The sequence below is a fragment of the Cohnella sp. GbtcB17 genome (assembly GCF_019091135.1).
Classification (GTDB): domain Bacteria; phylum Bacillota; class Bacilli; order Paenibacillales; family Paenibacillaceae; genus Cohnella.
On the sequence record NZ_JAGXJW010000013.1, the window covers coordinates 78,806 to 91,514 of the forward strand.

The window sequence follows — 12,709 nt, forward strand, 5'->3', positions numbered from 1 at the left end:
GACGATACGGACGTTCAGCGGCGGACGCTCCGGCTTTCGAGGAGTCCGTATTTTTTGCGGATGCGATCGAGCAGCCGTACCCAGCTGAGGCCGAAGAAGCCGAGGAACAGCACGTTAGCGACTGCATGCGCGAGATCGAAGTAGAAGCTCTGGGCGTAAGTGAGCAGGACGAGCTCCCAGCCAAAGGCGTCGGGGAGGCTGAGCAGCGACCATACGTTCATGATCCAGCCGAAAAGGAACCCCCAGACAAGGCCGAAGGCGCACATGCCGATCCGCGACTTCATGAAACGCGTATGTCGTAGCCATCCGGCCGAGGCGCCGACCATGCCCCAAGCGAACATCTGCCAGGGCGTCCATGGGCCTTGGCCGAGGAACAAGTTTGAAGCAAGCGCGGCGACCGCGCCCACGATGAAGCCGGCTTCGCTGCCGAAGACGAGCGCCGCCACGATGACGACGAAGGACGTCGGCTTGAAGCTGGGCAGCGGCGCGAAAGCGATTCGCCCCAGCGCGGCGACCGCAGCCAGCGCGGCCAGCATCGCGATCTCGCGCGGCTCGAGCCGGCGGCGCTCGAAACGGACGAACAGCGGCGTCATCGCCAACGTCATCGCGACGGCGGACAGCAGCAGGTAGTGGCCGTCCCAGATCGCGGACGCGACGGCGAGGCCAGCCGCCATTATGATGACAGCGATCAGGATCGCGCGGCGTCGTTTGTCCATCTGCACAAGACCTCCTCCGCCGTGACGGCGTTCGGGTAGCGGTGCCTGACCGCCCGGTTCACGGTCGTCGTGTAGAAGTAGTTGCCGCCGAAGAAGAGGGGCGGCTCCGCCGCGGCTGCGATCTCCCCGTCATAGAGCAGCGCGCACCGATCGGCGTGGCGGGCGGCGAACTCCGCGTCATGCGTCACCATGACGATCGTCATGCCTTCCTCGCGCAGTTGCAGGAGCAGCGCAGCGAACGCTTCCTTGGCATCGGGATCGAGCCCTTTGGTCGGCTCGTCGATGCAGAGGATGTCCGGGCGCGGGAGAAGGGCGAGCGCGAGCGCCAGCTTCTGCTGCTGGCCGCCGCTGAGATCGTGCGGATGACGGTCGGCGAGCTCGCCGAGTCCGAACGCGTCCGACCAGTGGGCAATCTCCGTCTCGGCCGCGCCGCCTCTGTACCCGGCGTACTCGGCCGTCCGCGCGAACTCCTCGCGCACCGTGTCGCTGCTGAAGTAGAGCATCGGATTTTGCGCAAGGTATCCAAGCTTGCGTCCAGGCGCGACAGCGATCTTCCCGCGCTGCGGCTTGCGAAGGCCGGCCATGAGCTGCAGCAGCGTGGATTTGCCGGCACCGTTGCCGCCAAGGACGGCGAGCAGCTCGCCTTCGCGCACCTGAAGGCTCAGCCTGCGCAGCACGTCGGGCAGGTCGCGTTCGAAGCGGTAGTATAGCTCGCGGCAGGTCAGCACCTCGCGCGGGGCTTCGGCATCCTGGCCGGTCTTCAGGCGAAGCAGGCTGCGCAGCTGCGAGACGCCGTTTGAAGCGGGTTGCCGAAGGGATTCGGGGCTGGCGAAGATCGACTGGCCGTTCGTGCCGCCATCCGTCGTCTTGGGCAAGCCTTCCGACCGTTCTCCCGAAGTCCGCGTGCGATCCTTCGCCAGCCGGTCGATTGAGGCGACCGCCTCGCGGACGGTTAGCGGCAGCGGCGCGCTCGAAGCGGCTGCGGAGCCCGCAGTTCCGGGGGCGTCGTGGCGTTCTTCGTCAAGCGCGGCCAGCAGCCTGGCGACGGACGGCACGTACAGCCGCTCGCGCACATCGCCGGCGGCCCAGATCCGTCGACAGACCTCGCCGGGCGCGCCGTCGTGCCGGATGCGTCCGTCCGCCATGACGACAAGCCGGTCCGCCAGCGGCAAAATATCGTCCAGCCGGTGCTCGCTCGCGACGACCGTGACGCCGAACTCTTCGTTCAGCCGGCGCAGCAGGTACACGAACTCGCGGGCGGCGACGGGATCGAGCTGGGACGTCGGCTCGTCGGGCAGCAGCAGCCGCGGCTGGAGCAGGAGGACGGAAGCCAGATTAACGAGCTGGGTCTGGCCGCCGGACAGCTCGTGCACGGAGCGCTGCATAAGCGGCTCCAGCCCGAAGAAGCTGGACAGCTCGGCGAGCCGTTGGCGCATGACGACCTGGGGGTAGCCCCGGTTTTCCATCGCGAACGCCAGCTCGTGCCATACGGTATCCATCACGATCTGGCTCTCGGGATGCTGGAAGACGAAGCCGATCTCTTCGGCCGCGCGGCCGTCCGGCAGATCCGCGAGCGGAGAGCCGTCGTAGCGCACGCAGCCCGACAGTTCGCCGACGGGCGCGAGCTCGCGCTTGAAGTGGCGGAGCAGCGTCGTTTTGCCCGAGCCGGGGGCGCCGCACAGCACGACGAACTCGCCCTTGCGCACGGACAAGTCCACTTCCGCAAGCGCGGGCCGCGCCGCGCCCGGATAGCGGAAGGTCAGGCGCTGCGCCGCGACGATTTCCATCGGTATCTCTCCTTCGTTTCGAATAAGATGGGCATGCCTACGAACGTTGCCGTTAAGGCGAAGTGGATCCACTCCAGGGTCCCGAGCCGGATGGGCTCCATGCGCGGGAACAGCGTAAGCAGGCCCCACCCTTCACGCCAGCCGGCGAGCGAGAGCAGCAACAGCGCGCAGAGCGCCGCAAGCGTCGCCCGGTCCCGCCGATCCATCCGGTACGGATAATAGGCGGTCCGTTTCGCCGTGCCGTAGCCTCTCGCTTTCATCGAATCGCCGGTACGCATCGCGTCCTCGAGCGACCAGGTCATGAGGATGCGCAGCAGCAGCGCGCCGTTTTTCAGCCTGCGAACCGGACTGCCGGTCCGCATGTCGATGCCGCGAGAGCGCTGGATGAGCTCGATCTGCCGGAATCTGCGAGCGAACAGCGGGATAAACCGCAGCGTCATCCACGCGTGCAGCGCGGTCTGGGGCAGGACGGCGGAGAACAAGTACATGAACTTGTCCGTCGTCATCACGACGCGATAGGAGACGAACATGAGCAGCACGGCGAGAATGGTCATCATCATCATCGCGCCGTAGAGGACGGCTTCGAGCGTGATCGGCTGATCCATCATGTAAAAAAGAATATGCCGTCCGCGGTGGGACAGCAACGGATTGACGATGGCGAACAGCCCGCCGACCAGCAAGTAGTAGGGGAGCGAGCGCGCCAGCGTCCTGCCCTGCCGCTGCAGGAGCAGCAGCGCTGTCAGCAGCGCGAGTGACGCCAACTGGTAGACGGGATGCGCCAGCATCAGCCCGAGCAGGATCACGCCGGCATAATAGATGAAGCAGACGAGCGGGTGGAGGCCGGCGAAGCCGCCTGCGTTCATGATTCCTTCTCCTCGCCGTCCGTGCCTTTTCCGACGTCCTTGCCCATGTCGAGCGTATACAGCCATTCGACGACGTCGCCGGCCTTCAGCTTGACGGCGCCCGCGCTCTTGCCGGGGAATTCTCCGTTCACCCGGAACAGCCAGCCGCTCTTCGCACCCTTGTCGAATTCGTATAAGTTATCGATGCCTTCTACATAAGCGGCCGAGCCGCTGCCTTGGTATTCCATCTGCATTTTGCGGCTGCGGGTGGCGCGCTTCAGCACATCGAGCACGCTGTCCCCGGACTTGAGCTCGACGGCCGCGGGGGACAGGATCGTGCCCGTATCGCTGTCGCCGACGACCGAGAGCGTGACCTCGGCCTTTTGCGGCGCTTGCGTCGCGGCAGCAGAGGAACTCGGCGTCGCCTCGCCGGACTGCGGAGCGGCCGAAGGCTTGCCGCCGGGCGTTGCGCTCGGCGCAGGCGGCGTCGCGGCCGGCTTGGCGGTCGCGCTTGCAGACGGCGTCGGCTTGGACGATGGAGCCGTGCCGGCATCGGCGGTCGAAGTCGGCGCCTTGCCGCCTGTCGGCTCGCTGTCGTCGGGCGGCTTGGCAGTGCCGGCTTTGGCCGTTGCTTCGCCGGGCGATGCCGTGGCGCCAGCGCCTTCGGGCACGTCGCTCGGCCCGCTTGCAGCCGTTTCTGTGGCGGATGCCTGTTGGTTTGCGTTTGAGCCTGCGGAGGCTTCGGCGCTCTCCGTCTGCGTCTGTCCCGAAGGCGCGGACGACGCCGCTCCGCTCGCCTGGACGGTCCCGGACGCCGACCCGTCTTCGACGCCGGACCCGCTGCAGCCGGCCGCGATGAGCATCGCGACCAGCAGGGCGAACATCGCCGCCAGCCGGCTTATGCGAAATTGCTTCACTTTCTGTCCCTCCTTGCGTATGCGCATGATGTTTATTTTTATGAAGCCGGATTGAGATTTTTAAGCCGAAGGGCGGTCACGGCGGCCATCTCGCGCGTCACTTGGCCGGCGGGATCGAAGGCGCCCGCGGCGCCGAGCAGGATGCCCTTGTCGGCGACCGCGTTCACATAGGGCAGCGCTGCCGCCCGTATGCGGGAGGCGTCCCGCCAAGCTATGCCGCTCGCGGATTCGGATAAGCCGAACGCGCGGCCGATCATAACGGCCATCTGCTCGCGCGTGATCGGATCGCCGGGCTTGAAGGCCGACGCCGATACGCCGTTCACGATGCCGGCCCCGGCGGCGCGCATAACCGCCGCATAATACCAGGCGGACGTCGGGGCGTCGGCGAACGCGGCGGCATCGGTGGCCGGCAAGGCGTTCAGCCGGTCGCCGGCCAGCCTGACGAGCAAGGCGGCGAACTCGGCGCGCGTGATGCCTCGCTTCGGCTCGAAGCGGAGCGGGGAAGCGCTCGTGCCGGAGAGCAGCTTGGCCGCATAGGCTTCGTGTACGGCATCCGAGGCCCAGCCGGCGATTTGCCGTTCGTCCGCAAACCGCTCCGCGGCGATCCGGTACAGCGCAGGAGCTCCAGTCGCATAGCGGTCGTATGCGATTAGCGCCAGCAGCGCCTGCTCGGTCGCGATCGGATCGGCTGCGCCGCCGGGCGTGTGCGCGAAGCGGCCATCCGCCGTACGGTACGCCAGCAGCGCATCGAGCAGGCTTCCGCCCGCCTTGACGAAGGCCGCGCCGGCGGGATCGCGTCCCGCCGCGGTCAGACCGATGACGACCTGCGCAGCCGTCTCGCTGTTCTCGTCGCGTTCGAGCTTGAAGCCGCCGTTCGGCAACTGGACGGACGAGAGGTATTGGACGGCATGGTCGATCGCGGAAGCCGCAGAGGCGGCTTCCGCGTAAGGCGCAAGCGCGGCAAGCGCCATTGCGGTGATGTCGGCGTTGCCAGCTTCGCCGGCGGACAGCGGGAAGCTGCCGTCGGCGTTTTGCAGCGCGAGCAGCCAATCGACGAGCTTCGCGCGTGTCCACAATGCGTCGGCCGGCAAGTCGAAGCCGCCGCTGTCGAGCGCGAGCAGCGCGAAAATCGGTCCGTTGGCGCCCTGGAGCGTCAGCTTGGCATGATCGTACACCGCCGCTGCCAGATCGTATCCCGCGAACGCGCGAGGATCGGCTCCGGCCGCCCGCACGGCGAGAACGATACGCTCCAGGTCCGTCGCCTTGCGATACGTACCGCCGGCGGCCTTCACCTGCGCAGCCAGCTCTGCCAGGTAGGCGTCCGGCACGCCGCCGCCCGAGCGGCCGAGCGCAAAGGCTTCCCACTCGGACAGCTCAGCCGCCGGCTTGGCCAGCAGAAGCTTGCGGAGCGCTGCGATATCGTCGCCGTATGCGGCGACCGCAGCCTCGTTGCCCGAGGTGCCGCCGCTGCCCGCATTTCCGCCGTTCCCGGCATTCGCAGTCCCGCCGTCTTCCGGAGCCGGCGCACCGACATCCGCGCCAAGATCGAGCGTATAGCGCCAGACCACCGCATCGCCCGTTTTCAACCGGTACATGCTGGCGCTCCCGGCGGGATACACGCCGTCGACCTCGTACACCCAGCCGCTTTTCGGCCCGAGATCGAGCTCCGACAGCCCGTCGATGCCGCTCACGTAAAGCGTTTCGCCCGATCCCGAGGACTTGACCTTGCCGGGCATCGTCCGTTCGAGCACGGAATAAGCCGTGTCGCCGTCCTGCAATACGACCTGCGCCGCCGGCAGCAATGTGCCGCGCTGGGCGTCTCCGATGACGGAAAGCGTAACGGTGCCGGCGGTGGTGCCATTAACGGCGATTCCAGCAGCAGAGGCAGGCGCTGTCAGACAGGCGATCATCGCGACGATCAGCAGGAGTGCCGGCGGCCAAACGCGATGTTTTCTGAGCGAAAGGGATAAGGCGCTACTAAATAACGATCGGGCGTTCGGCATGGAGCGAACCTCGTTTCCGGTAGGATGGGGGGCAACAATCGTTGCAAAGTAAAAAGTCATGCTTGCTCGGGACTATCGTGCAAAAGTACACGATGGAGAGTCGCATCCGTTCACTGCTTATCCCTATCGCGCAAAAGTGCAGGATTTTTACCCGAAACACCCAGGCTCTCGCTTAAAGAAACGAGCTACCGCGCAGTTTTGCGCGGTAGGTGGCCTAAACCCGCTATCTCGTCCTTGGATGGTGTACTTTTGCACGAAAGCGTGTGATCGGCGGCCCAAAGAAGGTGCGATTATAGGCTCGTGATACGATATAACGGTGGTGGAAAGGAAAAAAGTTACTCTACAGACTCTAGAACCGGTCTAGAGGTTGCGGTAAAGGCAAAAAGTTACTCTACAGCCTTGACGCATCATCTAAACGGTGCTGTAGGAGCAAAAAGTTACTCTACAGTCCTCGCGGCATGGTTCAGATGGTGCTGTAAGGGCAAAATGTTACTCTAAAGCAGCAGTACCGGATTCCGGGCATGCAACATAACGAGCGGCAGCTAGTCTGAAAGAGGCATAACTTAGCGTAACGCCGCCGCGCGTCTCCTTTGCGGACCCGGCCCTGCGCCCGCGCCGACAAACGAAAAAGCCCCTGTCATTAACAGGGGCTGACATGCGAAGCCGTGCCGAAGTCGAGCCGCGCATGCGTTCGCCGCGCGAGCTGGACGCGCAAGCACGCCGCGGTGCATTCCCTTCCTTAAGCCCCCGAAGAAAGAGAAATCGACGTTCAAGGCAGGTCTCCTGGCTCTTGCCTCATCGCTGACGCGGCGCCTTCCCGTCCGACCTGGACAGTGGCAACAAGCCGCTTCGCTCCGCAATTACAGTGGCGGGACCGCGCCGGATTCGCACCGGCTTCCCTATTAAGCCCGTTCGCGCTTCGCGGCGGGGCGCCTTGCCGTCATTCGGCTATTCGATTCCTTCTCATGATAGACCCCCATCGCCGCTTTGTCCATCGGAAGCGCCGAACATGGCGATCAAGCGGCGCGCCGCCCGGGTAAGATAGCGATCCTTGAGCCAGACGAGACCGACCTCGGACAGCAGGTTGGCGTCCCGGATCGGACGGTATTCGATTCCTGCCAGCGGAAACGTCGACATGACGGACTTCGGCAGCAGCGCGGCGCCGAAGCCGTGGGAGACCAGCGTGAGCGCGATCGCCACGCTCGCGCATTCGCACAGGACGCGCGGGCGGAGCTCCGCGGCCGCGAAGGCGCGCATGATCGTCTCGTGCATGACGACCGTGCGGTCGGTCTTCAGCGAGACGAGCGGGTAAGCCGCCAGCTCGGCAAGGGACAGCGGCTCCGCGCCTGCGCCGCGCCCCGCTCCGCCATCCTCCGGCAAACTGCGTCCCGGCCCGACACGCTCCTGCGTGCCATCCTCCGCCGCGAACCGTGAGCCAGCTGGCAGCAGCGCGACGATCGGGTCGGATGGGAGCGCCCGGATCTCGAAGCGCGCCGCGCTGCCGGGGGCTTCGAACGGCAGCCGCGCGACGGCGAGCTCGATCTCGCGGCGGTCCAGCCCTTCCGCGAGAAAGTGGTGGTCGCCTTCGCTCAGCTTGAAGCCGACATTCGGATAACGCTCCCTGAACCGGCGGAGCGGGCCGGGCAGCAGCGACGTGCAGGACACGACGGCGCCGACGGACAGCACCCCGCCGACGCCTTCGTCCAGCTCCCGAACCTCCGCCACCGTCTCCTCCAGCTGGCGGAGCAGTGCGGCCGAGCGCTCGCGCAGACGCTCGCCCGCCGGTGTCAACCGCAGCCGCTTGCAGGAGCGGTCGAACAGCGCCACGCCGAGCTCTTCCTCGATCAGCCGCATCTGCCGGCTAAGCGGCGGCTGCTCCATATGAAGCTTTTTGGCCGCGGAAGTGATCTGGCCCTCCTCGGCCACCGTCAAAAAGTAACGTAGCTGCCTGACATCCATCCTCCGCGGTCCTCCTCGCATGATTCGTTTCTTTCATACCTTAAAGGTATGTTGATCGTATAAAACAGATATTTTAAATATATTTCTGATCGCGCTATTCTACAAGCAACACTTAGCGGGAGGGAACGAGATGGATCGGAGCGCGCGGGACGATATGTCCATGAACGGAATTAGGGGGCTTCAACGCCAAAGGCCGCCGGCCAGGAAGAAACGCAAGGGGAGGACGTCGGCGAACGTTGGCGGCGAGAGTGGAAACAGAGAGACGGCCGGCGCAATCGACAATTTCATTGCGACCGCGGCCGCGGCTGCAGACGCGCCGCCGCCTCCGTCCCAAGCCGCCCGCAAGCTTCGCGAGCGGCTGGAGAGCCCGGGCGGGCTTGGCTTCGGACGGTATTTTACCGATCACATGCTGCTCATCGATTACGAGGAAGACGCCGGCTGGGGGGAGCCGCGAATCGTACCCTACGGACCGCTGACGGTGGACCCGGCGGCGAAGGTGTTCCACTACGGACAGACGGTATTCGAGGGCATGAAGGCGTTCAAATGGAAGGACGGCGGGGTGCGGCTGTTCAGACCGTTGGACCATGTCCGCCGGCTGAATCGTTCCTGCGCGCGCATGTGCGTGCCGGACATCGACGAAGCGCGCTTGCTGAGTGCGCTGCAGCGGCTCGTTGCCGCGGACGCGGATTGGGTTCCGGATGCGCCGGGCACCTCGCTGTACGTTCGTCCGTTCGTCGTCGCGACCGAGACGCGGCTCGGCGTGGCGCCTTCCTGTTCGTACCGGCTCGTCGCGATCTGTTCGCCGGTCGGCAATTATTATGCGGAGGGCGTGCGTCCGGTCCCGATCTACGTGGAAACGGAGCATGTGCGCGCGGTCCCGGGCGGCGTGGGGGACGCCAAGACGGCGGGGAACTACGCGGCCGGGCTCAAGGCGCAGGAGGCGGCATCGCGGCTGGGGTGCTCGCAGGTACTGTGGCTTGACGGCGTGGAGCGTCAATACGTCGAGGAGGTCGGAAGCATGAACGCGTTTTTCCGCTTCGGGGACGAGGTCGCCACGCCGCCGCTCGGCGGCAGCATCCTCGCCGGAGTCACCCGGTCTTCCGCGCTGAGGCTGCTCCGAGACTGGGGCGTCTCGGTCCGCGAGCGTCCGATCCCGATCGGGGAGGTGGCGGCGGGCTTGCGGGACGGCCTGCTTCGCGAAGCGTTCGGCACGGGCACCGCCGCGGTCGTCTCTTCGATCGGCAGCCTGCATTGGCGCGGGGAACGGCGCATCGTCGGCGACGGGGAGCCCGGCGAGCTGTCGAAGCGGTTGTACGAGACGCTGACCGGCATTCAGCGCGGCGAGCTGCCGGACCCGCACCGCTGGATGGCGCCCGTGCCTCCGGCAGCCGAATAGCCGGCCGCGGCGTGGCGAATGAAGGCCGACGATGATATCATCGGTGTACGGGCCTTCGGGCCCATCGTCCGGCTGCAGCCAGAGAGAAGGTCTATTTTTCTATGATAACGCTCATCGTCGTGCTCGCCGTCTTGTTGCTGCTGGCGGCAGCCGTTTACGCCGTGCTTGCCTTGGATCCGGTGTTCGGCGGGCAGGCTTACCGGGACCGCGGACATCGCCTTCACCGGTCTCCGCAATTCAGGGACGGCAAATTCCGATACCCGCTGCCGACCGCGATGGTGACGTCCGCGGCGGACTACCTGTCCATGCTCCGCGATTTCGCGAAGCGGCGGCCGAACGCGCGTCCCGCGCCCGGCCGTCTCCCCGTCGTGAAGCTCGACACGGCCGCGATCGGCCGCCCCGGTCCGCTCCGCGTCACCTGGTTCGGCCATTCCGCTGCTCTGCTCGAGCTCGGCGGCCGCACGATTCTCCTCGATCCGATGCTGGGGCGCGCGCCGTCGCCGTTTCCCCGATTTGGCGGCAAACGCTATGCCGATACGATGCCCTTCGAGATCGAGGCGCTCCCGCCGATCGACGCGGTCGTCTTTTCGCACGACCACTACGACCACCTGGACTACGGCACCATACGCAAGCTGCATGCCAAGGTCGGCCGCTTCTTCGTGCCGCTCGGCGTAGGCGCGCATCTGCGCAGGTGGGGCGTGGACGAAAGCCGCATCGAGGAACATGATTGGCACGAGACGTTCGAATGGGAAGGGCTGCGGCTGTCGTGCTTGCCTGCGCGGCATTTCTCCGGCAGGGGATTGACTGGGCGGGACGCGACGCTGTGGTGCTCCTGGGCGATCGAAGGCGGCGGGCAAAAGGTGTTCTTCAGCGGCGACAGCGGCTACGGTCCGCACTTCGCGGACATCGGCGAACGGTTCGGTCCGTTCGATCTCGCGCTGATGGAATGCGGGCAGTACGATCCGCGCTGGGCGGCCATCCATATGTCGCCGGAGGAGACCGTTCAGGCCCATATCGACGTAAAAGGAGGAACGCTGATGCCGATTCACTGGGGCGCGTTCACGCTTGCGATGCACGACTGGAACGATCCGGTTCGCAGGGCATCGGCCGAGGCGGTCCGCAGAGGCGTTCGAATGATCTCACCGCGTATCGGGGAGACCGTCGAGATCGGCGGCGAGCTGGGCGGCGCGAACGCCGACGCAGCCGCGGAATGGTGGAGGTGACAGCGGCCGATGCCCAAGGTTGTTTATGCCGCGCTAATCCTGCTCAGTCTCATCTGGGGCGGCTCGTTCTACTTTGTTAAAGTGCTGGTGGAGGACTTCGGATCGTGGGGCGTCTCCTTCCTGCGGTCGGCGTTCGGGCTCGTCGCCGTGACGGCGATCATGCTGTCGATGCGCAAACCGTTCGGGCTGGGCGGCGTCCGATGGCCCGCGATGGCCTTCGTCGCGATCGTGAACACGGCCTTGCCCTGGTTCCTCATCGCGCATAGCGAGACGCGGCTCGACAGCGGCGTCGCCTCGATCCTGAACGCCACGACGCCGATCTGGACGATCGTCATCGGCGTGGCTGCTTTCCGCGCATCCTCGAACCGGTACCAGTGGCTGGGCATTGCGGTCGCCTTCCTGGGCGTCGCGCTGCTGCTCGGCGTCACGCCGTCCGCCGTCTCGTCGATCGACGCCGCCGGTCTGCTGCTCATGCTGTCCGCCACGCTGTGCTACGGGCTCGGCTCGCAGCTGTCCAAGCGGGTGCTGACCGGTTATTCCATGTACCAGCTGACCTTCGGCACGCTGCTGTGCAGCACGGTCGCGAGCGGTATCATGGCGCTCGTCGCCGAGCCCTTCCCGATCGAGCGGCTCACGGACGGCACGAACCTGCTGATGCTGCTGGGACTCGGCGTCTTCGGTTCCGGCGTCGGCTACATCCTGTTCTACTACATCATCCTGGCCGCGAGCGCCGAATTCGCCACGATGGTCACTTACCTCGTGCCCTGCACGGCGCTCGTCTGGGCGTACACGCTGCTCGGCGAGCATATCGGCTGGAACATGCTCGCGGGGCTCGTCGTCATCCTCGGCGGCGTGTACCTGGCGGGGCGGAAGCGGCAAGCGTTGCCCGCGCAGCCCGCCGCGAAGGCCTAAAACGAACACAAAACGGAGCGGCCCCGCCAGTCATTGACTGGGCGGGGCCGCTCCGCTTATGAACATCGATCAGGCTCCCTCGTCCGGCGGAGATAAAATAATCCTGTCTTCGTTAAGCTCCAGCTTGACCTTGTTCGTATCCTTAATGCCGATCGCCTGCAAATAGTCCGCGGGCACCTGCAGCCGTCCGGCCTTATCCAGGATCGCGTACTCGACATGCGACTCTTCCTGCGCGCCGCCCGCTTCGAGCTCTCTCAGCTCCTCGTCGTACGACTTGCGCCGCAGCATCTCCGAGCTGATCTTGCCGTCCCGGATCGCGACGACGCGGTCGACCTTCTTCGCGAGCAGCGGATCGTGCGTGACGATGACGATCGTCAGGTTCAGCTGCCGGTTGAGGTCGCGGAACAGATCGAGGATCTGCTCGGCCATGCGGGAGTCGACCGAGCCGGTCGGCTCGTCGGCCAACAGCAACCGCGGCTGATTGGCGAGCGCGATGGCGATGGCAACGCGCTGCTGCTCGCCGCCGGACAGCTGATGCAGCTTGTTGCGCGCCCGATGGCGGAGTCCGACCGCCTCCAGCAGCTCCAGCGCGCGCAGCCGCTTGCGCCGGCCGGACAGAAGGATCGGGAGCTCTACGTTTTCCAGCGCGGTCAAGTAGGGAATGAGGTTGCGGGCGTTGTTCTGCCAGACGAACCCCACGCTCTCGCGCTTGTAGCGGACGAGCTCCGCTTCCTTCATCTTCAGCATGTCCTTGCCGTCCACAGTGAGCGAGCCCGCCGTCGGGCGATCCAGCCCGCCCAGCATGTTCAGCAGCGTGGACTTGCCGCTGCCGCTGTTGCCGATGATCGCCATCAGCTCCCCGCTCTCTACCGACAGGTCGAGCCCTTGCAAGGCGAATACCTCGAGATTCGACGCTTTGTAGATTTTCACCAAGCCGTCGCATTGGATCATCGG

The 12,709-nt window shown here is 65.7% G+C and carries 10 protein-coding genes and 1 riboswitch; of the genes, 3 read left to right on the forward strand and 7 right to left on the reverse strand.

Annotation, left to right across the window (positions count from 1 at the left end; all coding sequences use genetic code 11):
* Nucleotides 1-14: 14 nt before the first annotated feature.
* The 6 genes from KVT38_RS09330 to KVT38_RS09355 form a co-directional block, all read right to left on the reverse strand.
* Nucleotides 15-716 carry an ECF transporter S component gene (locus KVT38_RS09330; RefSeq protein ID WP_217593432.1) on the reverse strand — a complete coding sequence of 234 codons (702 nt, stop codon included), beginning with the start codon at nt 714-716 and terminating at the stop codon, nt 15-17.
* On the reverse strand, nt 689-2,503 hold the full coding sequence (locus KVT38_RS09335; protein ID WP_217593433.1) for an ABC transporter ATP-binding protein: 1,815 nt from the start codon (nt 2,501-2,503) through the stop codon (nt 689-691). The genes KVT38_RS09330 and KVT38_RS09335 overlap by 28 nt, the downstream gene beginning before the upstream one ends.
* Complete coding sequence (locus KVT38_RS09340; protein ID WP_217593434.1) at nt 2,476-3,366, reverse strand: energy-coupling factor transporter transmembrane component T; 891 nt, start codon at nt 3,364-3,366, stop codon at nt 2,476-2,478. Before KVT38_RS09340 ends, KVT38_RS09335 begins: the two co-directional genes overlap by 28 nt.
* Nucleotides 3,363-4,262 (reverse strand): DUF4430 domain-containing protein, encoded by a 900-nt coding sequence (locus KVT38_RS35165; RefSeq protein ID WP_217593435.1) that lies wholly within the window; start codon nt 4,260-4,262, stop codon nt 3,363-3,365. Before KVT38_RS35165 ends, KVT38_RS09340 begins: the two co-directional genes overlap by 4 nt.
* A 38-nt stretch (nt 4,263-4,300) precedes the next feature.
* A complete protein-coding gene (locus tag KVT38_RS09350; protein ID WP_217593436.1) occupies nt 4,301-6,265 on the reverse strand; it encodes an S-layer homology domain-containing protein in 1,965 nt (654 codons plus the stop codon).
* Between the two features lie 756 nt (nt 6,266-7,021).
* Nucleotides 7,022-7,216, reverse strand: a riboswitch (cobalamin riboswitch).
* Nucleotides 7,217-7,228: 12 nt separating this feature from the next.
* Nucleotides 7,229-8,224: a LysR family transcriptional regulator gene (locus tag KVT38_RS09355; protein WP_217593437.1), complete on the reverse strand. Its 996-nt coding sequence runs from the start codon at nt 8,222-8,224 to the stop codon at nt 7,229-7,231.
* A 130-nt stretch (nt 8,225-8,354) separates the two neighbouring features.
* Between KVT38_RS09355 and KVT38_RS09360 the strand changes: the two genes are divergently transcribed.
* From KVT38_RS09360 to KVT38_RS09370, 3 genes are all read left to right on the forward strand, one after another.
* Nucleotides 8,355-9,620 (forward strand): branched-chain amino acid aminotransferase, encoded by a 1,266-nt coding sequence (locus tag KVT38_RS09360; RefSeq protein WP_254639105.1) that lies wholly within the window; start codon nt 8,355-8,357, stop codon nt 9,618-9,620.
* Between the two features lie 101 nt (nt 9,621-9,721).
* Entirely contained in the window at nt 9,722-10,843 is a 1,122-nt protein-coding gene (locus KVT38_RS09365; protein ID WP_217593438.1) for an MBL fold metallo-hydrolase, read from the forward strand.
* A 9-nt stretch (nt 10,844-10,852) separates the two neighbouring features.
* Nucleotides 10,853-11,755 carry a DMT family transporter gene (locus tag KVT38_RS09370; protein ID WP_217593439.1) on the forward strand — a complete coding sequence of 301 codons (903 nt, stop codon included), beginning with the start codon at nt 10,853-10,855 and terminating at the stop codon, nt 11,753-11,755.
* 69 nt (nt 11,756-11,824) lie between these two features.
* On the opposite strand, the gene KVT38_RS09375 is transcribed toward KVT38_RS09370, so the two are convergent.
* Nucleotides 11,825-12,706, reverse strand: coding sequence for an ABC transporter ATP-binding protein (locus tag KVT38_RS09375; protein WP_217593440.1), 882 nt, complete (start codon nt 12,704-12,706; stop codon nt 11,825-11,827).
* Nucleotides 12,707-12,709 lie beyond the last annotated feature (3 nt).

Bases quoted from the DNA above. Each gene is read 5' to 3' on its own strand.
- KVT38_RS09370 (WP_217593439.1), top strand. From the start codon at position 10,853: ATGCCCAAGGTTGTTTATGCCGCGCTAATCCTGCTCAGTCTCATCTGG.
- KVT38_RS09360 (WP_254639105.1), top strand. From the start codon at position 8,355: ATGGATCGGAGCGCGCGGGACGATATGTCCATGAACGGAATTAGGGGG.
- KVT38_RS09365 (WP_217593438.1), top strand. From the start codon at position 9,722: ATGATAACGCTCATCGTCGTGCTCGCCGTCTTGTTGCTGCTGGCGGCA.
- KVT38_RS09340 (WP_217593434.1), bottom strand. From the start codon at position 3,366: ATGAACGCAGGCGGCTTCGCCGGCCTCCACCCGCTCGTCTGCTTCATC.
- KVT38_RS09375 (WP_217593440.1), bottom strand. From the start codon at position 12,706: ATGATCCAATGCGACGGCTTGGTGAAAATCTACAAAGCGTCGAATCTC.
- KVT38_RS09335 (WP_217593433.1), bottom strand. From the start codon at position 2,503: ATGGAAATCGTCGCGGCGCAGCGCCTGACCTTCCGCTATCCGGGCGCG.
- KVT38_RS09350 (WP_217593436.1), bottom strand. From the start codon at position 6,265: ATGCCGAACGCCCGATCGTTATTTAGTAGCGCCTTATCCCTTTCGCTC.
- KVT38_RS09355 (WP_217593437.1), bottom strand. From the start codon at position 8,224: ATGGATGTCAGGCAGCTACGTTACTTTTTGACGGTGGCCGAGGAGGGC.
- KVT38_RS09330 (WP_217593432.1), bottom strand. From the start codon at position 716: ATGGACAAACGACGCCGCGCGATCCTGATCGCTGTCATCATAATGGCG.